Annotated in this window: 19 protein-coding genes; 6 read left to right on the forward strand and 13 right to left on the reverse strand. The window is 62.1% G+C overall.

The features are described 5' to 3' along the window. Window positions 1-30: 30 nt before the first annotated feature. The 5 genes from dhaL to H7E91_RS01560 form a co-directional block, all read right to left on the reverse strand. The gene (dhaL, locus tag H7E91_RS01540) at window positions 31-669 is read right to left on the reverse strand and encodes a dihydroxyacetone kinase subunit DhaL (RefSeq protein ID WP_182353289.1); all 639 of its coding nucleotides are present in this window, start codon (window positions 667-669) and stop codon (window positions 31-33) included. A 254-nt stretch (window positions 670-923) separates the two neighbouring features. Continuing rightward, window positions 924-1994: a zinc-binding dehydrogenase gene (locus H7E91_RS01545; protein ID WP_182353290.1), complete on the reverse strand. Its 1071-nt coding sequence runs from the start codon at window positions 1992-1994 to the stop codon at window positions 924-926. Then, window positions 1991-3544, reverse strand: coding sequence for an FGGY-family carbohydrate kinase (locus H7E91_RS01550; protein ID WP_182353291.1), 1554 nt, complete (start codon window positions 3542-3544; stop codon window positions 1991-1993). Before H7E91_RS01550 ends, H7E91_RS01545 begins: the two co-directional genes overlap by 4 nt. A 166-nt stretch (window positions 3545-3710) precedes the next feature. Further along, window positions 3711-5054: a dihydrolipoamide acetyltransferase family protein gene (locus H7E91_RS01555; protein WP_182353292.1), complete on the reverse strand. Its 1344-nt coding sequence runs from the start codon at window positions 5052-5054 to the stop codon at window positions 3711-3713. A 15-nt stretch (window positions 5055-5069) separates the two neighbouring features. Continuing rightward, a complete protein-coding gene (locus tag H7E91_RS01560) occupies window positions 5070-7250 on the reverse strand; it encodes an alpha-ketoacid dehydrogenase subunit alpha/beta (RefSeq protein WP_182353293.1) in 2181 nt (726 codons plus the stop codon). 191 nt (window positions 7251-7441) lie between these two features. Between H7E91_RS01560 and H7E91_RS01565 the strand changes: the two genes are divergently transcribed. Next, window positions 7442-8224, forward strand: coding sequence for a GntR family transcriptional regulator (locus tag H7E91_RS01565; RefSeq protein WP_182353294.1), 783 nt, complete (start codon window positions 7442-7444; stop codon window positions 8222-8224). Between the two features lie 32 nt (window positions 8225-8256). Here the strand turns inward: H7E91_RS01565 and H7E91_RS01570 are convergent, their stop codons facing one another. The 5 genes from H7E91_RS01570 to H7E91_RS01590 all read right to left on the reverse strand — a co-directional run bounded on the left by H7E91_RS01570 (window position 8257) and on the right by H7E91_RS01590 (window position 13880). Further along, window positions 8257-9030, reverse strand: coding sequence for an HAD-IA family hydrolase (locus tag H7E91_RS01570; protein ID WP_182353295.1), 774 nt, complete (start codon window positions 9028-9030; stop codon window positions 8257-8259). Further along, the gene (locus tag H7E91_RS01575) at window positions 9027-9893 is read right to left on the reverse strand and encodes a class II fructose-bisphosphate aldolase (RefSeq protein WP_182353296.1); all 867 of its coding nucleotides are present in this window, start codon (window positions 9891-9893) and stop codon (window positions 9027-9029) included. The genes H7E91_RS01570 and H7E91_RS01575 overlap by 4 nt, the downstream gene beginning before the upstream one ends. 67 nt (window positions 9894-9960) lie before the next feature. Next, window positions 9961-10722 (reverse strand): triose-phosphate isomerase, encoded by a 762-nt coding sequence (locus H7E91_RS01580; protein WP_182353297.1) that lies wholly within the window; start codon window positions 10720-10722, stop codon window positions 9961-9963. After that, the gene (locus tag H7E91_RS01585) at window positions 10722-12434 is read right to left on the reverse strand and encodes a dihydroxyacetone kinase family protein (protein WP_182353298.1); all 1713 of its coding nucleotides are present in this window, start codon (window positions 12432-12434) and stop codon (window positions 10722-10724) included. The genes H7E91_RS01580 and H7E91_RS01585 overlap by 1 nt, the downstream gene beginning before the upstream one ends. 54 nt (window positions 12435-12488) lie before the next feature. Beyond that, window positions 12489-13880: a sn-glycerol-1-phosphate dehydrogenase gene (locus H7E91_RS01590; RefSeq protein ID WP_182353299.1), complete on the reverse strand. Its 1392-nt coding sequence runs from the start codon at window positions 13878-13880 to the stop codon at window positions 12489-12491. A gap of 228 nt (window positions 13881-14108) precedes the next feature. Between H7E91_RS01590 and glpK the strand changes: the two genes are divergently transcribed. After that, window positions 14109-15599 carry a glycerol kinase GlpK gene (gene glpK / locus H7E91_RS01595; RefSeq protein WP_182353300.1) on the forward strand — a complete coding sequence of 497 codons (1491 nt, stop codon included), beginning with the start codon at window positions 14109-14111 and terminating at the stop codon, window positions 15597-15599. An 80-nt stretch (window positions 15600-15679) separates the two neighbouring features. On the opposite strand, the gene H7E91_RS01600 is transcribed toward glpK, so the two are convergent. Further along, complete coding sequence (locus tag H7E91_RS01600; protein WP_182353301.1) at window positions 15680-16948, reverse strand: RuBisCO large subunit C-terminal-like domain-containing protein; 1269 nt, start codon at window positions 16946-16948, stop codon at window positions 15680-15682. Between the two features lie 257 nt (window positions 16949-17205). On the opposite strand from H7E91_RS01600, the gene H7E91_RS01605 reads away from it, so the two are divergent. The 3 genes from H7E91_RS01605 to H7E91_RS01615 all read left to right on the forward strand — a co-directional run bounded on the left by H7E91_RS01605 (window position 17206) and on the right by H7E91_RS01615 (window position 19814). Further along, the gene (locus tag H7E91_RS01605) at window positions 17206-18054 is read left to right on the forward strand and encodes a transketolase (protein ID WP_206680317.1); all 849 of its coding nucleotides are present in this window, start codon (window positions 17206-17208) and stop codon (window positions 18052-18054) included. An 8-nt stretch (window positions 18055-18062) separates the two neighbouring features. Further along, window positions 18063-18998, forward strand: coding sequence for a transketolase family protein (locus tag H7E91_RS01610; protein ID WP_182353302.1), 936 nt, complete (start codon window positions 18063-18065; stop codon window positions 18996-18998). Between the two features lie 81 nt (window positions 18999-19079). Beyond that, entirely contained in the window at window positions 19080-19814 is a 735-nt protein-coding gene (locus tag H7E91_RS01615) for a GntR family transcriptional regulator (RefSeq protein WP_182353303.1), read from the forward strand. Between the two features lie 42 nt (window positions 19815-19856). On the opposite strand, the gene H7E91_RS01620 is transcribed toward H7E91_RS01615, so the two are convergent. Continuing rightward, window positions 19857-20726: an HAD family hydrolase gene (locus H7E91_RS01620; RefSeq protein WP_182353304.1), complete on the reverse strand. Its 870-nt coding sequence runs from the start codon at window positions 20724-20726 to the stop codon at window positions 19857-19859. Window positions 20727-20882: 156 nt separating this feature from the next. Next, window positions 20883-21716, reverse strand: coding sequence for an HAD family hydrolase (locus tag H7E91_RS01625; RefSeq protein WP_182353305.1), 834 nt, complete (start codon window positions 21714-21716; stop codon window positions 20883-20885). Window positions 21717-21866: 150 nt separating this feature from the next. On the opposite strand from H7E91_RS01625, the gene H7E91_RS01630 reads away from it, so the two are divergent. After that, window positions 21867-22925 carry a galactitol-1-phosphate 5-dehydrogenase gene (locus H7E91_RS01630; RefSeq protein WP_182353306.1) on the forward strand — a complete coding sequence of 353 codons (1059 nt, stop codon included), beginning with the start codon at window positions 21867-21869 and terminating at the stop codon, window positions 22923-22925. The last annotated feature ends 124 nt before the right edge of the window (window positions 22926-23049 follow it).

Below are 23049 nucleotides of genomic sequence, written 5' to 3' on the forward strand. Positions count from 1 at the left end.
CTGCGCAGTTCGCACAGCGGGATTCGGTGGTTAGGATTCGGGCCAGTTTTTGGCTATCTCATTGACGATGACAGCGACGCCCTTCGCGCCGGCGTCGACAGAGCCTATGGAGCGCTCTGACGTGTACGAGGCGCGGCCGCGGCGCGCCATGAGTTCCTTCGTTGCCTCGGCAGCGTCATCGCATACCTTCGCCGCATACTCTGCGATCTCGCGGCCTGAAGCGCCTGTCTCAGCACGCTCCTCAATTGCGTCCGCCATCGGAGCGAGAGCATCCAGCAACGTCTTATCACCGAGCTCTGCCCCGCCGCGTGCCTGGATTCCCTCGATTGCTGAGCGAATCATCTCAACGACGGTGTGTGCGGTAAATTCAGGGTGCTTGCGGGCGACGGCGGATGCTCGCATGAAAGCGGTTCCCCAGATGGGGCCAGATGAGCCGCCGATGCGGCTTGTGAGGATCATGGCAGTCTTTTGGAGGAAGATGGCCGGGTTCGAACGGTCGATCTCATCCCACTGTTCGAGCAGACGCTCAAACCCGCGCGCGAGTGAATAGCCGAAGTCGCCATCACCCACGACCGAGTCGAGCCTGCAGAAATAATCCTCGTTAGCGATAGCTGTGTCCGCCGCCGTGCGGACCACGTATTCCACGTATTCCTGGTCAGTTGTCGTCATAAGTTGTTCCTTTGCTGCGTCATTGCAGAACATGAGTGTCGGCCCACCATTGGACGTGACACACGTGTGTGCTCCGATCAATTCTACTCAATGGACGAAGCGAATGTGAGGGTCGTCGCTAAGTAGCTCGGGGCTGTGGAGGAAGCATCCAGCAGTCTGTCATTGGGACCAGACTGGGGAAAGAGCGAGGGCCCGCGTTCAACGCGAGCTCCTCGCACTCCCCGTATGTGGCTGCCCCGCTTTGCTCAGGACTTCTAAATGGATCCTTGACCGGGGCGGGTATCGAGTGCCGCCCCACCGGGAAGCATGATGACCTTTATTCCCTGTGCGACCTCGCCGATTGCCTCATCCCACTCCTCCAGCGGCCGGACGGAGCCGATGAGGGAAGAGAGTGATAGACGGTCTTCGTCGAGAAGCGCGAGTGCTGTCCGGAAGCTCGAGGCGCGCTTGCCGCGGCAGCCAGCGATCTCAAGCTCGTTGTGCAACACCTGCATCGCATCGATCGTAAGAGGTTCCCTGTAGAAAGCGACAAGCCCGAGCTTGCCGCCCTTGCCGAGATAGTCGAGCCCGTTGCGCACCTGCGCGACGGCTCCACTGCACTCGAACACGTGATCCGCTCCCATACCGTCCGTCACGGAGTCGACGAGAGCCCGAACATCGGTCGATTCGGAACTGACGGCCGCATACGCTCCGTTGTCCGCTGCGGTCATGAGCCGAGCCTCGTGCCTGTCGAGGCCGACCATGATGACGCGAGCTCCGACAGCTGAACAGACCTGCGCAGTCAGTTGTCCCATCGTCCCGGGCCCAATGACGACGACCGTGGATCCCGGGCCGACGTTAAACGGTCCTTCAAGAACCGAATGGACGGCGACAGCGAGCGGCTCGAGTAGCGCACCCTCGAGGAGCGAAACATTGTCGGGCAAGCGGTGAACGGCATCGGCGCGGATGTTGATCTGCTCTGCCAGGCCACCATCGGCTGTGCGGCCGATCCCAGTGCGGTTCGGGCAACGGTTGAACTGCTCAGTCCGGCACCAGTGGCACGAGCGGCAGAGATAGGCGTCAGTCTCCATAACGACGCGATCCCCGACCGAGACACCGATGGGGACGCCCTTGACGGGCTCGCCGATGGCGGCGACGACGCCAGAGACCTCGTGACCGAGAATCCTCGGAATCATTCCGTCTGTTCCCGCGATTTCGTTTCGATCAGTCCCGCAGATCCCGGTAGCGGCGACGTTGACCGTGATCGTGCCAGGGCCGGGCCCGGGCAGGTCGGCGACCTCGCGGACGCTGACCTGCCCATCACCGGTCTTGACTATAGCTTTCACGCCTGATTGGCCTTTCGGGTGAACGCCTGGAGATCATCCCAGATCTCCATCGTCGCCGTACGCTGACGAACATAGATGTCGTACAGCTCGTCGTACAGCGCCGTCTTCGACTTGTCGGGCTCGTAGGAGCGCAGCGGTTCGACCGTTGCGGCCACGCCCTCCTCGAGGGAGTCGAATAGGCCCACGCCCGTTGCAGCGCAGATCGCGGCACCCTTGGCGCCGAACTCGGTGCCCGCCGGGATGAGGACCGTGCGTCCAAGGACGTCCGCAAAGATCTGGCTCCAGACGGGTGAGTTGGCACCGCCGCCCGCCATATTGATCGTGTCGACCTGGACTGGGATCGGATCCAGACAGTCACGGATGCCGAGGGCGACGCCCTCGTAGACGGACTTCAGCATGTTCCAGCGGGTGTGGCTGCCGGTGAGACCGTTGAAGGACGCGCGTGCACTCGGCTTGATAAACGGGGCACGCTCGCCGCCGGGGGCGTTGTAGCCGTGGTAGAGGACGCCGCCCGAGCCGGGAGGCATCTTCTTCAGCTCTTGATCGATGTAATCGTAGAGGTTACGGCCTTCGATCGCCTTGGCCTCCGACCGGAACGTGTCACCGAACTCGCGCAGGAACCATTCGAGGTTCGGGGTTGCCGAGCTCAGGCCGAGGGAGCGGATCCACGTCTTATCCGTGTGGGGGATGAGCCAACCGACATCAGCCGGCACAAACGCATCCTCAGGCTTGTCGGTGGCGACCGTGACGATGCCAGCAGTGCCGATAACGGCCATGGCTGTGCCGGGCGCCGCGACTCCGCAACCAAGCGAGGAACACGAGATGTCGACGCCACCCTTGAAGACCGGCGTTCCTGGCCTGAGGCCGGTCAGATGAGATGCTTGTTCAGTGACGACACCGACCTGGTCGGTGTTCTTCTTCAGTTCGGGTAGCCACTTCTTGGCCGCCATGATGCCGAAGTCTTCGAGCACCTCGTCGGAGTAGTCGCGGGCGACCGTGTCGATGCCCATGAGCGAGTAGTCCGACGGCTCGGAGTTGAGCTCGCCGGACAGGTTGTAGCTCACCCAGTCCTTGCAGTACACGTTGCGGATGTCATCCCGCTCGAGGAGCTCGGGCTGGTTCTCAATCCGCCACCGGAGAACCGCAGAGGTCGTTCCCGCGTAGGGTCCGCCGCCGGTAATCTTGAACGTCTTCGACAGGGTTCCGTCCTGACCCCATCTGTCAACGATGTCGCCAGCACGGCCATCCGTCCACAGGATCGCGGGCCCGACCGGGTTACCTGCGGTGTCGACCAGCCACGAGCCGTCGCCCTGACCGGTGACCGCGACAGCGCGGATCCTGTCGGGGGTGATCGCGGAGCCTGTCAGCGACTCGCTGATGGCATCTACGGCCGCCATCCACACATCCTGCAAATCCTCTTCGGCCATGTAGGACTCGGGGTTTGCAATCGGGACTGAACGAGCGGCCCGTGCGACCTCGCGGCCCTCGAGACTGAAGATCGTTGCTTTAACGACAGACGTACCTGCGTCAATACCCATGACGTATTCCATATGTTCCTCCTTGAACATGACGGCGCCCTGTTCTTCTGTGAACTGGTGAGCGCCGGCGGTGGGTTGAGTTGTGGTTAAGTCAGATTGATGGCCTGTTCTCGTTGTTTGTGTCGTGTCCTCCCAAGTGTTGAGGGCCCACCCCGGCGGGCGGAGTGGGCCCTGTCAGTTAGATCAGTAGTCCGAACGGAGCCTCGAGAAGCTCGACGATCCTGCTGAGGAACTGTGCTGCGAGTGCGCCGTCGACACTGCGATGGTCGGCGGAGATCGACAGCTCCATTATCGTGCCAACGCTAATGGCATCATCGACAATGATCGGTTTCTTTATCGCAGCGCCGACCGCGAGGATCGCCGACTGCGGCGGGTTGATGATCGCCTCAAAGCTCTCAATCCCGAACATGCCGAGGTTCGACACGGTTAGCGCACCGCCGACGAGCTCGTCCTGCTTGAGACGGTTCTCGCTACCGCGGCTCGCGAGGTCCTTGATGGTGGCGGAAAGGGCCGACAGTGCGAGCTGGTCCGCGTTTCGAACAACGGGGGTGATGAGTCCGCGTTCAGAGGCGACCGCAACCGCGACGTCGACCGTGGCTAGACGGTACGACCCTGCATCGTCCCAGACAGAGTTGACGTCGGGGAAGTCGACGAGCGCTTTGGCCGCGGCCTTAACAATGAGGTCGTTGACGGAGATCCGTACCGACGAGCTTTCGTTGAGTTGCGTGCGAAGGGCGAGGAGTTCGTCGACGCGGACTGAACGCCGCAGGTAGAAGTGCGGTGCTTCGCGCTTCGACTGCTGTAGCCTGCGGGCGATGATCTTCCGCAACTTCGTGTGCTCAACGAACTCAGCATCCGGATAGGCTGCTGGGTCGATTGAGGTCGGCGCGGGCTCAGGTGCTGCCGCAGGTACCGGGGCCGCCTTCGGAGCAGATGCTGCGGTGTCACGCTCCGCGAGCGCCTTCTCAAAGTCACGGCGAATGATGCGGCCGCCGGCGCCCGTTCCGGTTATCGTCGACAGGTCGATGTCTTGTTCGCGGGCGAGGCGGCGAACGATCGGGGTGACGAAGATTCGGCCGGTGCGGGCAGGGGCGACGTCCGACTCGCTCGGCTCGACAGAGTCAGGCGCACCGGGCTCCGGGGCTGACTTCGCAGGAGCGGCGGGCTCCGCGGGGGGAGAGGCTTCGTGTGTTGCCTCGGGCTCAGGAGTCGACTCAGCGGCCGCGGGTGCGGAAGCCCCTGTGGCGAGCTCGACGAGGCGGTCGGCCTCGGCCGGGTCCTCGTCCTTGTCACGAAGGACAAGGATCGGGTCGCCGACGGGCACGGACGTGCCGGTGTCAACGAGGAGCCGATGAACGACCCCGTCGTCTGTGATGTCGATGTCGACAACGGCCTTGTCGGTCTCGACCGTCGCGATCGGTTGGCCTTCGGAGAGCTCATCGCCCTCCTTGATGAGCCAGTCCTCGAGCAGGGCCTCTTCAGCATCGGCCGATAGGCCGGGCATGGTGAAATACTGTGCCATGGATCAGGTTCTCCTTCAGCTGTCGCGCAGAGCGACAAGTGCGTCCGCTACATCATCGACATCGGCGAGAGCCGCGGCCTCGAGCACCTTGGAGATGCTGGGAGAGGACTCGGATCCGTGGACGCGCATGATTGGGGCGTCGAGCCAGTCGAAGTAGCGGCGCTGGATTTCGTCGGCCAGCCATCCGCCGTATGATGTGCCCTCGTTCGCCTGTTCGACGATGAGAATGCGGTTGGTCTTCTTGACGGACTCGCCGATCGTGTCCCAGTCGATGCTGGCCCGGTCGAGCCAGCGCAGGTCGATGACGTCGGCGTCGACGCCGGTCTTCTCGACGGCTTCAATCGATTGAGCGACCATCGAGAGGTAGCTGATGACGGTCACCTCGTCGCCGGTCCTACGCAGAACCGCTTTGCCCACCGGCAGGGTGAAGTCACGGTCCGCCGGCGCCATTCCGACGCTCCGGTAGAGGTCGGCGTCGTGCTCGAGCACGGCGACGGGATCACCGAGCTTCATCGCGGCATTGAGCAGACCGATGTAGTCGTACGGCGTCGACGGTGCGATGATTCGCCAGCCGGGGTTGGTCGCGAGAATGCCAGCCGGATCCATCGAGTGCTGCGAGCCGTACCCCGTGCGGGTGCCGATCTTAATGCGCAGGAGCATCGACATTGGGTGCTGGCCGCCAAACATGTGGCGAGCCTTGCCGATTTGGTTGAAGATCTGGTCGGCAGCGACCCAGATGAAGTCCGCGTACATGAGCTCGACAACGGGGTAAAGACGACCGTCGAGGGCGACACCGCCGCCCAGGCCCGTGAATCCAGCCTCGGAGATGGGGGTGCCGAGAACCTTGCCGGGGAATGCCTCCGGGAGGCCCTTCGTTGCTCCGCGGGAGCCGCCATTGAGCTTGTGGACGTCCTCGCCCATGATGTAAATCCGGTCATCCTGCTCCATGCGACGGTGCATGACTGATGCGACGGCGTCGAGGAACTTCGTCTCGACGAGCTCGGATTCGGGAACGTCCGTTATCTCCTGACACTCCTCCAGCTTGACCGCATCCGTGTCGTCGCGCAGACCAACATCGAGGAACGCCGGGTCGGGCCACAGCTCCGGGCGGATCCGCTTCGAGCCCGGCTTGCCATCCGGATCATCTTCGAGGACCTTCGCAATGGTTTCCGCCATGATGGCCTTCGCGCGCTTGCGGTACTCCTTGACGGAGTCCTCGGTGGCGAGGCCGCGCCGGATCATGTGAGCCTCGATCTTCGTGATCGGGTCGCGGTCCTGCCACTCCTTCTCCTCGTCCTTCGTACGGTATCCAAAGGCGGAGCCAGGAATCGGGCCGTTCTGATGGAAGTAGCGGTAGGTAAGCGCCTCAATGACCGTCGGGCCGTTGCCCGCACGCATATACTCGACCGCTTCCTTCATCGCGATGTGAACGGCAACAGGATCCATGCCATCGACGCGCCAGGACGCAATGCCAAAGCCAGGGCCGCGACCTGACAGGCGGCTCTCGCCCGTCGCTTCTTCGGCGGTAGTTGAGACAGCGTAGAGGTTGTTCTCGATGAAGAAGCACGTCGGCAGATCCCACGCGGCAGCGAGGTTCATCGCTTCGAGGGTCGATCCGATGTTCGTGGCGCCATCACCGAAGTAGGTGACCGACACAGCGTCGGTACCGAGCATTTTTGAGGAGAACGCGAAGCCCGTCGCGAACGGTACGGCGCCGCCGACGATTGCGTTCGTCCCCATCGCGCCGATTTCCTTCCACTGAAGGTGCATCGAGCCGCCGCGGCCCTTGCAATAGCCGGCCTTGAGGCCCGCAATCTCCGACAGTGTGCGGTAGAGGACGTCGTTGAGCTCGTCGGACAGCTCCTCGCGGAGGTCGATGCCCTCCTCGGCAACGGCGTTGAAGGCCTTGGCGAGGAACTGGTGGTGGCCGCGGTGAGAGCCGTTGATTTGATCGTCGACGCGGAGCATGAGCGCGGAGGCTACTGCGCCACCCTCCTGGCCGATGCTGGAGTGGGCGGGACCGTTGATGAGCTTCTGGCCCGCCATGTCGAGGACTGATTCCTCGAAGGCGCGGATGAGGTGGATCTGGCTGAGCATGTTGATAAGGTCCTGCTCGGGCACCTTGTCCCAATCCGCTGGTGTGCTCTCAATCTCGACCCACGGAACCAGGGTCTTGAGCTTGGTCGTCTTCGGCATCTGTAACTTCCTTCGTGGGTGTGGCTATGCACGTATTAAGCTGGATCCAACAGGCCTCGTCGACGTAGACGGGACGGGTGGAAGTCCGCAGTGGTGCGCTCTTGATCACTCCCGGGCGCACTGCGCAGGCTATACAATTGTTTACAAGTGTACACGCGGCTAGACAAGGTCGGTCAAGAAGGAGACTCTCGATGGCACCGAAAATCCCCGTAGCGGTGGCGTCGCCGGACGAGAGCGTAGCTCCGACGACTCTCGACAGAACGTCCGCGATTCCTCTCTATCAGCAGCTCGGAGAAATTCTCCGAAGCCGAATAGAGGCAGGTGAGTGGCTTCCGAACTCGAAGATCCCGTCCGAGCACGAGCTCAACCGAGAGTACGGACTGAGCCGCATGACGGTTCGTCAGGTCTTGACGTCGCTCGTGAATGAGGGGCTCCTGTTCCGGGTTCAGGGTAAAGGAACGTATGTTGCGCCGGGCAAGATCTCGGCGAGATCACCCGCATACACCGGCATGCGCCAGCAGCTGGAGGACGCTGGCTACAAGACGTCGACCGAGCTGGTCGACGCGAGCATTGGCGAGGCAGACAAGCACGTTGCCAGCCATCTAGGAATCGAGGTCGGTGCCGACGTCGTGACGATCACGCGTCTGCGCAGAGTGGAGGATGAGCCGGTCTCCCTCCACATTTCGAGCGTGCCGCTCAGCCTCGCGCCGTCTCTTCTCGACGAAGATTCCGAGAACGAGCAGCTTTGCGTCATCCTTGACCGGGAGTTCGGTCTTGTCATGGGCAATGTCGAAGAAACCCTCGAATCGACAAGGGCTTCCCGGTGGGAAGGAGAGAAGCTCAGCATCAACCCCGGCGAGCCCCTCCTTCTCCTCAGGCAACAGGTGAGCACCCCGGGCGGGGTGCCGTTCGAGTACACCCGCATCCTTCTACGCGGTGACCGGATCCGCCTGTCCTACTCGTACAAGCTTTAGCTTGCACATGTCGCGGCGGATCCGTAGACCGCTCATTCGGATGGGATGGGAAGGCTGAGGATCTCGTCGAGGGACTCGACGGTGATCATGCCGTCCTGCAAAACGTCTGCACCCTCCCGAATCGTCGCCGGTTCGCCGGGCTCTCCGAGGTTGCTCACGACAGTCGTCGCTTTCGGGAACTCTTCGTTCACGGTGAACGTTGACAGGGTGACGAGGTAGCGGACGTTCGCTGCAGCGGCCGCCTTCGCCCCCGTGTTGGAATCCTCGACGACGACGACATTCTCCGGTTCGACATTGACCCCCTTCATCGCCTCAAGGTAGATGTCGGGCGCAGGCTTCTTCTTCGGAACCATGTCACCCGCCCAGACGCCTGCGAGGCGTTGCCTGCCCTCCTCGCCGATAACGGTGCGGATGACAGCTTCGACGCTGGCGACGGCCGATGTCGACGCGACAGCGACCTGCCATCCGGCGTCAAGTGCCTCGTTGATAATTCGGGCGACGCCTGGCCGGCCCGGTAGCAGTCCGGCCTCAACGCGGTCGATGTAGCGCTTAGACTTCTCGGCGTGGACCTTGAGGACGAAGTCCTCGAGCGGCTCGGGAAGAGCCTTCTCGTAGTCCGGGTTCTCCTTTACGAACGCGATGAAGCGCTCCTTGCCTCCGCCGACAGCGAGGAGCTCATCGTACTTCTCTTTGCTCCACCGGAACGGCAGGCCGAAGTGTTCGAACGTCTCGTTGAATGCGACAAGGTGACCATCAAGTTCAGTGTCAGCAAGTACGCCGTCACAGTCGAAAATAAGGGCCTTCATCGGTTGCCGTCCTTGCCCGCTGAACGGAAGATGCCAGCGAATTCGCGCATAACTCCCTCAGAGGCCTTCTCGACCTCGGCGAACAGCTTGACCGGCTCCCACTTGTTGTCCTTTTCGCACTCGCGCAGGTAGGCAAGCGCCGACTTCATGTACGCGTGCTTGAGGGCGGTCGAGATATTGATCTTCGAGACGCCGTTATCGATGAACGAGTGGAACTGCTCATCGGTCAGGCCCGTGCCACCGTGGAGGACGACGGGGATGTCAAGCTTGTCTTTGATCTCCGTGACACGCTCCGGCACGAGAACTGGTTCTGCTGTGTACTGGCCGTGAGCGGTACCGAGAGCTGGGGCGAGCATGTCGGTTCCGGTCTCCTTCGCGACCTCGACAAGCTGGTCCACCGTGTACGCGTGTGTCGCCTCATCGGACCCGACGCCGTCCTCGACTCCGAGGATGTTCTCGATCTCGGACTCGACTGTCACGCCAGCGGCATGACACTCCTTGACGACTTCGGCTGTTTCGCGGCGGGCTGTCTCAAGATCGCGATCTGATGCATCGAAGAGGACGGAGCTCCATCCCTTCTCGACGCAGAGCGTAATGACCTCGCGGTCGGGGCAGTGGTCAAGGTGGAGCGATACTCCGACGCTCGCCTTATCGGCGGCTTGACGCACGGCTGCGTAGAGAACGTCGGCGCCTGCGCTCTTGACCGTCTTCACTGAGGTCTGGAGGATGACGGGGGAGCCGACATCGTCGGCGGCTCGGACAATTGCGCCGATGGTCAGCGGGTCGACAATGTTGATCGCCGGCACCGCGTAGCCGTGCTTCTCCGCCTCTCTGACAAGATCGAGTGTGTTGACGTAAGGCATGGTTTTCTCCTTCGACTGGATGGGTGTGCTGTGGGCTACGGACATTCCGCAGCCCACAGCCTGTGATTCAGCGTCGCGCTCTTTCGACTTCGTCGACGCTGGAGAGGAAGGCGTGCGGGTCGAGACCAGCTCTGCCGAGGAACACTCCGTCGGGGATTCCGTCAGGGTGCTCCGCGCCAGCGGAGACGATGTCGGTGTACGTTCCCGACTTCGCACTGCCGCCGTAGACAATCCGGGAATCTCCCGGCCGATCCGACAGCAGGTCGCGGATCGTCGCCACGGAGCCAACGATGTGCTCCGGCGGCGCCGCGTCTGCCGCACCGATCGCCCAGGCGGGTTCGTAGGCGATCATGAGATCGGCCTCCGGGGCCACCGCGCCGAGGATGTAGCCAAGCTGCTCGGAGCAGACTGCACGAACATCATCGTCACGATGTTGATCACCAACGATGATGATGGGAACGATCCCGTTCTCCGAGGCTCGAGCCGCCTTCTCAGCGACGATGTCCCACGTCTCACCATAGTCCCGCCGTCGCTCCGGATGTCCGAGCATGACGTACCGGCAGCCAAGCTCGGCAAGAACCTCAGCCGTGACATCACCCGTGTGCGGGCCAGGCCCGAACCGAGAGAGGTCCTGGACGCCGACATCCATTCCCGTGCCCTCGAGCCACGAGATCATGAGGGGAAGGACTGGGTGAGGGACACAGACATAATGCCCTTCGCCACGACCGTCGGAGAGTGACTCGCTGACCACCTCCGACCAGCGTTGTGAGTCCTCGATGGACTGATAGGCCTTCGAGCTGAAGCCCGCAAGCTTCCTCGGCAGGGTCACTACAGATCATCTCCAATCGTGGCGAGGACGTACGCGAGCGAAACGGCGCCGGGATCGGCATGGCCGACCGACTTCTCCGCGAGAGGACGCGCACGTCCGATCTTCGGAGACAGGTCTGCCGTCTGCTGGGCTGCGCCCGCCGCGACAGTGGCTGCCTTGTTCCAGTTCTCGGAGAGACTGCCTCCGCCGCTGATGAGGTCCTTCAGAGCCCGCGAGAAAGGAAGGAGCGCATCGAGCATCGTCTTGTCGCCCTCTTCCGCGCCACCCACCTGCTGGAGGGTTGTCGAGACGTCGTCGACGATACCCGCGACCTTTTCGGCCGAGGGGACGTCGGCGTCGCCGATGCCCTGGCCAGCGGCGCCGAGGATGACACCCCAGAGCGCTCCGGACGTGCCGCCCGCTGTCGCTGACCAGGCTTCGCCCGCTCCGGCAAGCAGTGTGCCAGCGCCGGCACCATCGCCGAGGAGTTTCCGAGCTGCTACCGCTGCGTTCTCCGAACCGCGCTGCATGCCAGTGCCATGATCGCCGTCGCCGGCGTACGAGTCGAGCTTGCCGAGTTCACTCATCTTCTCGCGCAGCATCGCCGCTACCCGGTCGAGGGTGTCAGCAATCTTCTCGGCAAGCGCGCGGGACTCTGCCGATCCTTCCTCGGTGACGGTGATTCGCGTTGGATCCTGAGAGAGGGTGTGAATGTCATCGCGCAGGTCGCCGGGGTCAACGGTGCCTCGGCGAAGCGTCGGCGTGTCAACCGGGTCGTTCCAGAGCTCAAGTAGCTCATCGTCCGGCCAGTGGAGGGTGAGCGAGACGCCAGACATGTCGAGCGATGTCGCAAACTCGCCAACCTCGCCGTCGACGATCTCCAGGCCCGCCTCTTCGAGGAGTTTGTGGATCGCCCGGAAGGTCACGAACATCTCTTCGTACTTGGCTGTGCCGAGTCCGTTGAGAAGTGCGATAACGCGGTTGTCAGCACCGTCGGGACGCTCGTCGAGCAGGCGCTCGACAAGGACCTTCGCGACCTCATCGGCCGTACCGAAATCGACTTCAGCGATGCCGGGCTCGCCGTGCACGCCAAGGCCGATAGCCATCTTGCCCTCGGGCACAGTGAACAGAGGCTCCGTGTCGCCGGGGAGCGTACATCCCGAGAATGCGACGCCGAGCGTACGTGTCCGGTCATTGGCCTTGTGGAAGACGCGTTCGACGTCGTCGAGGTCCATACCGCGCTCAGCGGCCGCACCGGTGACTTTGAAGACCGGAACCCAACCGGCGATGCCGCGGCGCTTTTCCTTTTCTTCGGGGCTGGCGGACGCGATGTCATCGGTCGTGACAACCGCTCGCGCAGGGATGCCCTGGGCGCTCAGCTGTGCCGCAGCATCTCCGAAATGGAGGACGTCGCCAGCGTAGTTGCCAAAGGCGATGAGGACGCCGCCGCCGCGTTCAGCGGCCTTCGCGACAGATACGGCCTGGGCCGCTGAGGGGGAGGAGAAGATGTTACCCATGACGACACCGTCGGCCATGCCGTGGCCGACCCAGCCGGCGAAGGCAGGGTAGTGACCGGTGCCGCCGCCGATGACGAGAGCAACCTTGCCCTCCGGTGTCTTAGTGGCGCGCACGGCTCCGCCGTACAGGCCGCGGACATGCCGTTTATTCGCGAGGAGGAAGCCCTCGGCAGACTCGACGGGGAAGTTGTCTGGGTTGTTCAGAAGTCGTGTCATAATCTTCCATTTCTCTTCATCGAGGTAGGTGGAATAAGTGGGTTGATTGTGTGATCAGCGGATCTCATCAGGCCATTCATTCCAGATTCCGCCGGGTCCGAACATCGTCGAAACGATGTCGGGCAGAACGCCCGTCTCTTCTGCGAGATCGAAGCTCGTGTACCGCTCTCGCGTCGAACGTAGGCGCAGATAATCGACTCTGATCCGGTCCTTATTGAGACCGACCTGGTGCGGATGATGATGCGCCCCCGCTTTCACGAGGCTATCGCGAATCTCATCCGCTGGCTTCATGAGGCGGCGAAGTTCTGCACGCAGCGACGGCCAGGCCGCCACAGCCGCCCGCAGGCGACGCTCGAGCTCATGAGGTTCTGGGTGTTTCTTCGGAAGCTGTGAGGCGGCGACGTTTCGTAGCGCCTCGGTGCTGTGTAACGCGTCGACCCGCTCAAGGGCCTCTTCAATTGAAGGCCAGTGCGATACGCGCTCCGGGATGTTCATCGCCGTGAGATCGAGCTGGAGCAGCTCATCGTAGAGTGCGGCGACGGCAACCGAGCCGATGCCGACCTTTGCGCCATGGGAGAGCGGCGGGTCGAAATCAAGCCCGACGTGCTCCATCTCCCACAGGTGGCTGAACATGTGCTCGGCGCCCGAGCCGGGGCGCGAGGAGTTGTAGGCCTGGATCGACAGGCCTGACATGAGAAGACCGACCGTTAGTGAGGGTAGCGCCGATTCGGCACGGGCGCCGACACCGGACGGGTCGGACAGCGCGTTGAGCGCCGACCGCTCGGCAAGCTCTCGCACCCATGGGTCGACCGGTTCGACGCCAACGACGTCGGCGATGCGCCAGTCGGCGATCGCCGAGATCTTGCCGATCATGTCACCGAAGCCCGAGGCCCACATGATCTGAGGGGCTGTCTTGAGGATGTGAAGGTCCATGATGACGCCGTATGGAGCGGCGCACGCCAAGTTTTGTTTAAAGCCATCTTTGGAGATGGAGGCGCCAGCGGCGGTGTAGCCATCCATTGACGGGGCAGAACCCACAACCCAGTACGGCGTCTCCAGCTCGGCTGCGGCGAGCTTGACGGCGTCGTTGATCGTGCCTGAACCAACCGCGATCGGCAATGCGCCTGGCGTCTGCGCCAGCGCGTCGCGAACCTGGTGGACAAGGTCGATGTTGGCATATGGCCTGGGTCGTGCAGGAAGGATAATGCGGTTGACCTGGTCGAGTGAGGACAGACTTTGCCCCACCCTGTCACCGGCGGCGGCCCACGTTGTCTCGTCTGCAACGCAGACGACCGAGCGAGGGCCGTGGTGCTCGCGGATCAGCGCACCGAGGTTCAGTGCAGTGTCATATCCGAAGCTGACGACCCGCGTTGTTGGTGTGCGCTCGAGAACCTTGTCGAGAAGCTCAGTGCCCTGAGCAATCTCGTTCGCGGCATCGGTCGTCATCGTCGCGCCTCTCCTCGTCGTGGGGGAAAAATGGGTTGCGCCCAGAAACCCCGTTACAAAGCAGTGGGCAATCGTGTATCGTCCGGACTAGACAATTGGTCGGGACATAACAGGACTATACAAGTATACTCATGGTTGTGCAAGACGATTTTGTGTCCCACTGCACAGGCGGCCACTCTACCAACTGGGGATGGTTGTTTTTCAAACTCAAAGGCGAGGGAAATACTAATGTCAAAACACATTTTAGCGATTGATAGCGGCACGACGAGCGTCCGCACGCTCCTCCTCAACGACAAGTTCAGCATTGTCGACATCGCGCAGAAGGAGATTACGCAACACTACCCGCAGGCTGGGTGGATCGAGCATGACCCTGAGGAGATCATGGCCGCGCAGCTCGAAACCATGCGCGCGGCCCTGCGGAACAATGGCGTACATCCGGCAGATCTCCACACCGTCTCGATCACGAACCAGCGTGAGACGGGCGTCGTGTGGGATCGGGAGACCGGCGAACCGATCTACAACGCGATCGTGTGGGCCTCGCGCCAGTCGAACTCCGTTATCGAGAAGTGGCGCGAGCAGGGCCTCGACCCCATCATTCGCGAAAAGACCGGCCTCATCTCAGACGCTTACTACACTGCGTCGAAGATCGCGTGGATTCTCGACCACATCTCCGGCGCCCGCGAACGCGCGGAGCGCGGTGAACTCATGGCGGGCACGATCGACTCGTGGTTGATCTGGAACTTGACGGGCCGCAAACGCTTCGTCACCGATGTCTCGAATGCAGCCCGCACGCAGATGTTCAACATCCACAAGGGCGACTGGGACGACGAGCTACTCGCCGCTTACGGGATCCCGCGGAAGCTCCTTGCCGAGATTCAACCGTCTGACGGCGATTTCGGTGACCTGTCGGCAACGTTCGGTAGCAATGTCCCCATTGGCTCAGTCATCGGCGACCAGCAGGCGAGCCTCTTCGGCCAGGCCTGCTTCTCGCAGGGACAGACAAAGATGACGTACGGTACGGCCGGCGTTCTTGTCCAGAACGCGGGCCACACTCCGAAGCTTGTCGACGGAGTCACGGCCTCGACAGCGTGGAAAGTGCGCGGGGAGACGACGTACGACATCGAGGGTGTCGTTTTCTCCATGGGCAAGACGATGCAGTGGCTACGCGACGATCTCAAGATCATCCACCACGCGACAGACTCCGAATGGTACGGCGGTCAGGTCGCCTCGACGCAGGGTGTCTACCTCGTCCCGGCATTCACGGGCCTCGCTGCCCCGCACTGGGATCCCTACGCCCGTGCGAACATCGTCGGCATGTCGAACGCGACCACGCGCCTCCAGATCATCCGGGCAGCGGTGGAGTCGATGGCGTACCAGACCCGCGACCTCGTCGACGCGACGAAGGCCGACAAGGATATTCAGATCCCAGAACTCCGAGTCGACGGCGGAGCGGTCAGCAACAACATGCTTTGCCAGCTCCAGGCCGACGTCCTCGGAATCCCAGTTCTGCGTCCGCGCGACACCGAAGCGACAGCACTCGGCGCAGCATGGCTCGCGGGCATGGGGACCGGCCTTCTTGGCGGATTCGATGAGGTCGAGAGCCTGTGGACGGTTGATCGAGTGTTCGAGCCCCAGATCTCCGAAGACCAGCGTGAGGAAATGTACGCCGGCTGGAAGCGTGCGCTCACGTGTTCCTTTGGTTGGGGGCGTGAGAGCTAAGTCGGTCCCTCGGCTGACTACGTCACGGGGAAGTGAATGAGAATGGGCCGGTCATAGGACCGGCCCATTCTCATTGTCCGCTATTGGCCCGTGCCAAATGCGTCGAGAGCTCGACTCAGTTCATCATGTTCCGCCGCAGCATCGACGACCGGACGACCAGCGACCACGGCGTCGATCGCCTGCCGCATGGCTGCGGCGCCGGCCCGTGACCCGTCGGGATGACCGTGGACGCCGCCACCGGGGGAGAGTGCGATGTCGTATCCGAGGTCACCGACGTACCTCTCGACCATGCCTGGGTGAACGCCGCCCCCGATAAGCGGCAACGTCGCCTGGAGTCCAGGGACGGGGGCGCGAAGCGCGCTCACCGTCTGGCGGTACGTGTGTTCTGACAGCGGGTATCCGCCCCAGGGGGTGAGGATCATCGCCATGTCGGCTCCCGCGACGCGGGGTAGCTGGCCTGTTGCGATTGCACCGACCATGCCGGATGCAGGGCTTTCGATGAACGGTCCGGAGCCCGCGAAGTGGCCGAGAATGGGAACGTCGACAGCGTCGCGGATCATTTGAACCGCCCCGTACCCAGTGGCTGCGTAGTTGATCATGAGAGCCGTAGCGCCCTCATCGACGCAGGCCCTGGCGTCGGCCAACATTCGATCGGGTCGCCCCGTGATGTTGACCGCGTAGGGGACGCGGCGCCCGGTCTCCTCGAAAACCCGGTCCGCCTCGACCTTGAATGCGCGAACTCGCTCCACCGGTGTCGAGTTCGTTGTGTGCGTGAGAACCTCGTCGTCCTTAATGATGTCGGCGCCGCCCATGGCCGTCTCACGGAAGACCTCCGCAGATGCCTCGATCGTCATGCCGATGCAGGGCTTGATCATGCTGAGCAGCAGCGGGCGATCGGTCACGCCGATCATCTCGCGCATGCCGACCAGCCCAAACTTCGGGCCGCCAGCTGTCTCGTGGAAAGACCTCGGCAATTGGAGCTCGACGAGCTTGGCGAGAACCGACGTCGATGCATCGTTGCCGAGCACGGTGGTCAGCAAGGTCGGGATATCCCCACCGACGTTGGCGGCGGGAACACCGATCGTCATGAGGACGTACTGAGGTCGCGTCCCGTCTGGCTGTGCCACGTCGACGCCCGGAATCTCGATAACGCGGATAACGCGGCCTTCATGTTCCTTCCGCATGCGCTCGGTCACCCCGGGTACGTCAACCCACGTCCCCGTGGTCTGGCCTACGGCCAGCTTCTTCGCTGCGCCTACTGCCGTGCCTACCTCAGCAGCTGTCATCACGTATGTCGCGTGGATGAGCTCGACATCCTCCGTGCGCTGGAACCAGACGTCGTTGTCCATGGATCATCCCTCCGCAGACGAGCTACATTCCTTGCAGCTCGTATGTTCATGTCTAGATGATGTCAGCGTAGCGTACGTACTGCGATTTGGAGGTTGCAGGACGCAGGTGGGGCCGGTTTTCGGCGCACAAGTAATCGATTTAGGCTCCTTTATCGCGGTGTCTTCGTTCTTTTACCCACCTACTTGTACAGTCTTGTATTGACTGGCCTAGACAGGACTGATTGAATGAGCCGAGACCGCATGAAGGGAATCGAAGAATGTCTGCAGATATGGTGAAGGAGCCGATCGGGACCGGCTCGAGGGAGCTTGCGACGCGCGCTCGCCTCAATGTCTTGAGAATGTTAGAGGCTACGCCTGCGGGCCACGTCGGCGGCGCCATGAGTTGCATTGACGCCGTTGCGGTCCTCTATGACAGCGTCCTCAACGTCGATTCGCAGCGACCCGACGATCCCGATCGCGACAGGTTCCTCCTGTCGGCTGGACACAAAGCTCTCGCACAGTATGCGGTTCTCGCGGAGCGCGGGTTCTTCGACAAGGAACTGCTCGATACCTACGGGAGAGAAAATACCGCCCTCGGTGGCCACCCTGACATGCACAAGCTGCCCGGCATCGAAGGCAACACCGGTGCACTCGGCCATGGTCTCGCCCTCGGTAGCGGAATGGCGCTCGGACTGAGGCGTCGCAGTAGCGACGCCAAGGTCTACGTCATGCTCGGTGACGGAGAACTCGCCGAAGGTTCCAACTGGGAGGGGGCCGCGATCGCCGCCCACTATGATCTCGACACGCTGACGGCTCTCGTGGACGTCAATGGCATGCAGATCAGCGGGACCACGGCCGAGGTTATGGACATGGAGAATATCGCCGCGAAGTTCGACGCTTTCGGATGGCGCACGGTCGAGGTTGATGGACACAACCACGCGGCGCTGCACGATGCACTCACCGGTGTACCGAGAGGTGGCGTGCCCACCGCCATCATCATGCGGACAATCAAGGGGGCCGGCCTTCCAGCTATAGAAGGCACGGTGGCCTCCCACTACTGGAAGCCGAACAGGGACGAGCTCGACGCGGCGATCGCCGCCGTGTCCGAGCACCTGACGGAGCGATAGGAGACGTCATGGAGCAACAGACAGTAGATCCGAGGAAGACATTCGGGGCTGCGATCTCCGCGCTGGCGGAGACGATGAGCGAAGTGGTTGTCCTCTCCACCGACTCAGGCAAGAGCTCAGGCTTCGGAGAGTTCGCAGCATCGAATCCCGACCGCTACTTTGAGGTCGGTATTGCCGAACAGGCCGCGACCGGTATCGCCGCCGGACTCGCGACGACAGGGGCAATTCCGGTGCTCTGCGCGATCGCACCTTTTGTCACATCGCGCAACTTTGAATTTTTTAGGAACGACGTCGGCTATATGGCCCAGAACGTCAAGATCGTTGGCCGCAACGGCGGCTTCACCTACTCGGAGCTCGGATCGACACACCACTCGCTAGAGGACTACGCCCTTGTCGGCTCGATCCCGGGAGTTACTGTGCTCGCCCCTAGTGACGCGGGGGAGATGAGGGCAGCATGCCGGGCGATGCTGGAGCACGACGGACCTGTCTACATGCGGATCGGCGCCGGACCCATCCCCGAAGGCGATGAACGGGATTTCACAATCGGCAAGGGCTACTACGAAAGTCGGGGTGATGACCTTACGGTCATCACGACCGGATACACGACCGTCGTCGTGCGGGAGGCCGTCGCGCAGCTACGTGCAGGCGGGCTCGACGTCGAGCTCATCTCCATGCCGACCGTCACCCCGCTCGATAACGAGATCGTCCTCGAATCGGCCCGAAAGACGGGCGTGGTCGTCACTGTCGAGGAGCACTACGAGTTCGGCGGTCTCGGGAGCCGCGTCGCGGACGTGCTCAGCACTGCGGGCGCGGGCCGTCTCCACAAGATCGCTGTCGCCCAAGAAAACCAACCATCGAGCACCTACGACGATCTCCTTGAGCGAAACGGGCTCGACCGGGGTGGGATCATCGACGCGATCAACAGGATTGCGCAAAAGCGGTAGTCTAGTGGAATGTTGTACGGGACTGCGTACAATGCAGAACCTGTGACGACCGGCCCCACACCTGGCTTGGATGAGGACAAGATGAAAGACGTATTGGATCGAGATTCGGCAGTGCCGCTTTACGCTCAGATAGAGGATGTGCTTCGGCGCATGCTGGAGAGCGGGGAGTGGACAGCAGGTCAGCGCATCCCATCAGAATCTGACCTCCAAAAGGAATTTGGTGTCTCACGTATGACGGTCCGCGGCGTGCTTAACCTGCTTGCGGATGAAGGTCTTCTCCACAGGGTGCCCGGCAAGGGCACGTTTGTGTCCGAGAAGAAGATCGTCGCACAGTCACCGGCCTATCAGGGAATTCGCGAGCAACTCGAAGCACGCGGATTCAAGACGGAGACTGAGCTCATCAGCTCCGGGCTGGAGCATGCTCCGGAGCGAGTGCGAGGTTTCTTCGGGCTGGGCCCGCGGGGTCTCGCTCACCAGATCACACGAAGGCGGCTCCTCGAGGGCGAACCGGTTACGCTTCACCAGTCATGGATCAACCCGGCCCTCGCGCCGGACATTGACGTCCACGATGTCGTTGACAGGCAGCTCTGCGAGGTGCTGAGTACCGAGTACTCGCTCACGGCGAGCCGGACGGACGAGACCCTCGAGGTGCTCGTCGCGGGGGACGAAGAGGCTGCGCTTCTCCACTGCGAGCCAGGCGACCCGCTCCTCCTCTTGCGCGACGTCCTGACCGACGCGAACGGTAACGTCTTTGAATGCACGAAGCTACTCATGCGGGGCGACCGCATGAAGCTCCAGTTCAGCTTCGGGTCGTGACAGCACGTGGCCTCGGCGAAGCGCCGGGGCCACAAAGTCTGTTCACGCGATATTGTCGATGGGCTCGATAAGGCCGCTCGATATGCGGAACTCCGCCCACCGCTCAATGAATGCGGCCGCGCGATCGTCTTCGCTACTGCCGATTTGGTACGAGCATTCGGCTACGACGGAATCGAACGCATTGCCCATCGCAATGGGCATTCCGATCCGCGGCAACCACGATAGGTCGTTTTCCGAGTCACCCATGCCAAGCGCCTCACCCGGGTCGATCCGAAGGTCTTCGAGAGCGGCCTTGACGCCAACCCACTTGTCGACCCCAGGTTCGTTGATCTCGTAGTACTCAGGTAGTGTTTTCATGACCTCCGGGAACCTCGTGCGGAGCTCGGGGCCGACAGTCTCGTCCTGCTCGTGACTCACGTAGATCATGAACTTGAGACGGTCGCGCGGCGGCACCGTTGTCGGATCTGCCACGTGCGGGATCATGCCCTCGTTGGACCCGTGGAGGAAGTGCCAGGCCTCCGCCTTACGGTCACAGTAGAGCGCAGTTGGAGTAAAGATTGCGACCTGAACGTCGACCGAACGGCAGTAATCAACCGCGGCGTCGAAGACCGCGTCCCGGATCGGCATGGTCGAGACCGCCTCATCACGGTCCGTGTGAACGGTGATGGCGCCGTTGCACGCGATTGCATAGCCAGATGCACCGACCTCATGGAGGATGGAAACGGCGGCCGGGGCGGTGCGCCCCGTTGCAATGATGATGTCGACGCCCGTGTCAGCGAGCCGGGTGAGTGCTGCGATGGTGCGATCCGAGATCTGTGAATCGTCCCGGGCGAGGGTGCCGTCGACATCGAAAACCGCTGCTCGGAAATCGGCGATGTTGTCAGGCAGGGAATCGTCTATCCAAGTAGGCATGACACGACCATATCCAACGGTTGCAGCCAGGGCCGGTGAAACAGCTCGCCAGCTCGAGAAATGGCGATGGGGCGGCGAGCCTAGCGTCGAAACGTCCGCGCGTATGTGGCCGGCTCTATCGGCTCAGGCTCGCCATTTCGCGCCCACCACGTCCAATCAGTTCCTATGCGTAGCCCATCGCAACGCGAGATCGGCCACAGCATCGTCATCATTGGTGCCAATCTCGTAATCGCACGCGTCTTTGACCGACGAGTAGGCGTTGCCCATGGCGATGGAAATGCCGACGTTCGGGAGCCAGGAAAGATCATTTTCGGAATCCCCAACGCCGAGGGTTGTGTCAGGGCTAGCCCCGAGCTCATCGAGTATCGGCTGCAAGCCCGTCCACTTGTCGACGTCTTCATGAGTGAGCTCATAGAACTCCGGGAGGGTCTTGACAGTGCTCGGGAAGCGCTCGCGGAGACGGTCGACGATCCCGGGCTCCCGCTCGGGATCGACGTAGTACATGACCTTGAGACGATTCTCCGGATCGAGCGAATCGAGGTCAGTGAGCACCGGCACCAGACCTTCGTTCGGTCCTTGGAGCAACTGGCGCGCACTGCCGTCGTCCTCCGTGAAAAGATCTTCCACTCCGAAGACGACTGTCTCGAGATTCTCTGCGCGACCGAAGTCGATGACGGTGCCGTACATGTCGTCCTCAAGGGGGTGAGAACCAATGACATGATCATGATCCGTGTGGACGGTGATGGCGCCATTGCAACCGATGATGAAGCCGTCCCGCTCCATGCGGGCAAAGAGCTTGCGCATGGCGGGCGCAATCCGGCCTGACGCGAGGACAACATGGACTCCAGCATCACTCAATTGCCGCAGCGCCTCGATTGTTCGGTCGGAGACATGCGAGTTTTCTGCCGCCAACGTCCCGTCAATGTCAAAGACTGCGACGTTGATGTCGTCAATGTTGTCGGGCAGGGAACCGTTTAATCTCTCAGCCATTTTACGACTGTATCTGACCGAGTTCGCTTTTGGCGCGTGAGGGACATTGTCGCATGACAGGATTAGCGCCCGGCCGCGCGATCGCGTTGTTGGGACCGGGCGGGCGGCGTAGCGTGGAGGGGTACGCGTCGATCAGCTTGAGGAGGAAGCATGGCTACAATGAAGGCCGTCGTGATGCACGGGGTGGGGGACATTCGTCTTGAAGAGATTGAGAAACCCACCGCACGCCCCGGCGAAGTCGTCATGAAGGTCGCCGCCTGCGGCGTTTGCGGCTCAGACCTCGACCGGATGTACAAGAAGGGTCCGCACAGGCTCCCGCTCGTCACAGGGCACGAGTTCTCTGCCTACATTGACGAGATCGGAGAGGGCGTCGACGGCTTCGCGATCGGTGACCTTGTGACCGCACCTCCAATGCTTCCGTGCTTCGAGTGCGAGCCCTGCCTGCAGGGGCACTACTCGCTGTGCGAGAACTACGACTACTACGGCTCGCGCCGCGACGGTGCCTACGCCGAATATGTAGCAGGCCCGGCGAATCTCCTTCTCAAAGTCCCCGCGGGCCTTGATGCTCGGGCGGCAGCGATGGTCGATCCGGCGGCTATCGCCCTTCACGCAATCTGGCGGACGAAGCTCACGGCGGGCTCGAGGGTTGCTGTCATGGGAGGCGGCGGACCGATCGGGCTTTTTTCGATCCAGTGGGCCCGGATTATGGGCGCGACCGAGATTGTCTCCGTCGACGTGTCGGAGGAGAAGTCGCAACTCGCACTCGAGGCAGGTGCGACTTCCGCAGTATCGTCGCCGGAGGAGTTGGATCGCATCGTCGGAGCTGGCTTCGATGTCGTCATCGAGACCACTGGTGTCCCAGCAGTCGCCGATCAATCCGTCGGAATCGCCGCCCGTCATGCCGACGTCACTCTCATCGGCATTCCCAACGCCCCGGTTGAGATTTCGGCTCCGAATTGGGCTCGTCTCATGAGGCTGGAGATCAGTGTCCGCGGATCCTGGAACTCCTTCAGCGCCCCGTTCCCCGGCTCGGAGTGGACGACGACGCTGGACCACATGGCGAACGGTAACCTCAAGTGGGAGTTCATGATCACCCACGAAGAGCCTCTCGAGAAGGTCGCGGACACGATCCGGGCCATGTATGAGCGGACGATCCACTCTTCGAAAGTGCTGTTTCTGCCTCACGGGCCAGCACTATCCGTCAACTGACACGCAGTCCGCCACGTTGAAGACCGCCGATCACCTTCGTGGCTGGCTCCCATGACTACGCCATTCGTGGCAATCTGAATACACCAAGTTGATGCGGCCGAGCGGCCGCCGAAATCGGAGAAAT

Source organism: Flaviflexus huanghaiensis (genome assembly GCF_014118685.1).
In the GTDB taxonomy this organism is placed as follows: Bacteria; Actinomycetota; Actinomycetes; order Actinomycetales; family Actinomycetaceae; genus Flaviflexus; species Flaviflexus huanghaiensis.

Excerpts from the sequence above, each read along its gene's own strand:
- dhaL (WP_182353289.1), bottom strand. The coding sequence starts at position 669 with ATGACGACAACTGACCAGGAATACGTGGAATACGTGGTCCGCACGGCG.
- H7E91_RS01550 (WP_182353291.1), bottom strand. The coding sequence starts at position 3,544 with ATGGAATACGTCATGGGTATTGACGCAGGTACGTCTGTCGTTAAAGCA.
- H7E91_RS01555 (WP_182353292.1), bottom strand. The coding sequence starts at position 5,054 with ATGGCACAGTATTTCACCATGCCCGGCCTATCGGCCGATGCTGAAGAG.
- H7E91_RS01560 (WP_182353293.1), bottom strand. The coding sequence starts at position 7,250 with ATGCCGAAGACGACCAAGCTCAAGACCCTGGTTCCGTGGGTCGAGATT.
- H7E91_RS01565 (WP_182353294.1), top strand. The coding sequence starts at position 7,442 with ATGGCACCGAAAATCCCCGTAGCGGTGGCGTCGCCGGACGAGAGCGTA.
- H7E91_RS01570 (WP_182353295.1), bottom strand. The coding sequence starts at position 9,030 with ATGAAGGCCCTTATTTTCGACTGTGACGGCGTACTTGCTGACACTGAA.
- H7E91_RS01575 (WP_182353296.1), bottom strand. The coding sequence starts at position 9,893 with ATGCCTTACGTCAACACACTCGATCTTGTCAGAGAGGCGGAGAAGCAC.
- H7E91_RS01585 (WP_182353298.1), bottom strand. The coding sequence starts at position 12,434 with ATGACACGACTTCTGAACAACCCAGACAACTTCCCCGTCGAGTCTGCC.
- H7E91_RS01590 (WP_182353299.1), bottom strand. The coding sequence starts at position 13,880 with ATGACGACCGATGCCGCGAACGAGATTGCTCAGGGCACTGAGCTTCTC.
- glpK (WP_182353300.1), top strand. The coding sequence starts at position 14,109 with ATGTCAAAACACATTTTAGCGATTGATAGCGGCACGACGAGCGTCCGC.
- H7E91_RS01600 (WP_182353301.1), bottom strand. The coding sequence starts at position 16,948 with ATGGACAACGACGTCTGGTTCCAGCGCACGGAGGATGTCGAGCTCATC.
- H7E91_RS01605 (WP_206680317.1), top strand. The coding sequence starts at position 17,206 with ATGTCTGCAGATATGGTGAAGGAGCCGATCGGGACCGGCTCGAGGGAG.
- H7E91_RS01610 (WP_182353302.1), top strand. The coding sequence starts at position 18,063 with ATGGAGCAACAGACAGTAGATCCGAGGAAGACATTCGGGGCTGCGATC.
- H7E91_RS01615 (WP_182353303.1), top strand. The coding sequence starts at position 19,080 with ATGAAAGACGTATTGGATCGAGATTCGGCAGTGCCGCTTTACGCTCAG.
- H7E91_RS01620 (WP_182353304.1), bottom strand. The coding sequence starts at position 20,726 with ATGCCTACTTGGATAGACGATTCCCTGCCTGACAACATCGCCGATTTC.
- H7E91_RS01625 (WP_182353305.1), bottom strand. The coding sequence starts at position 21,716 with ATGGCTGAGAGATTAAACGGTTCCCTGCCCGACAACATTGACGACATC.
- H7E91_RS01630 (WP_182353306.1), top strand. The coding sequence starts at position 21,867 with ATGGCTACAATGAAGGCCGTCGTGATGCACGGGGTGGGGGACATTCGT.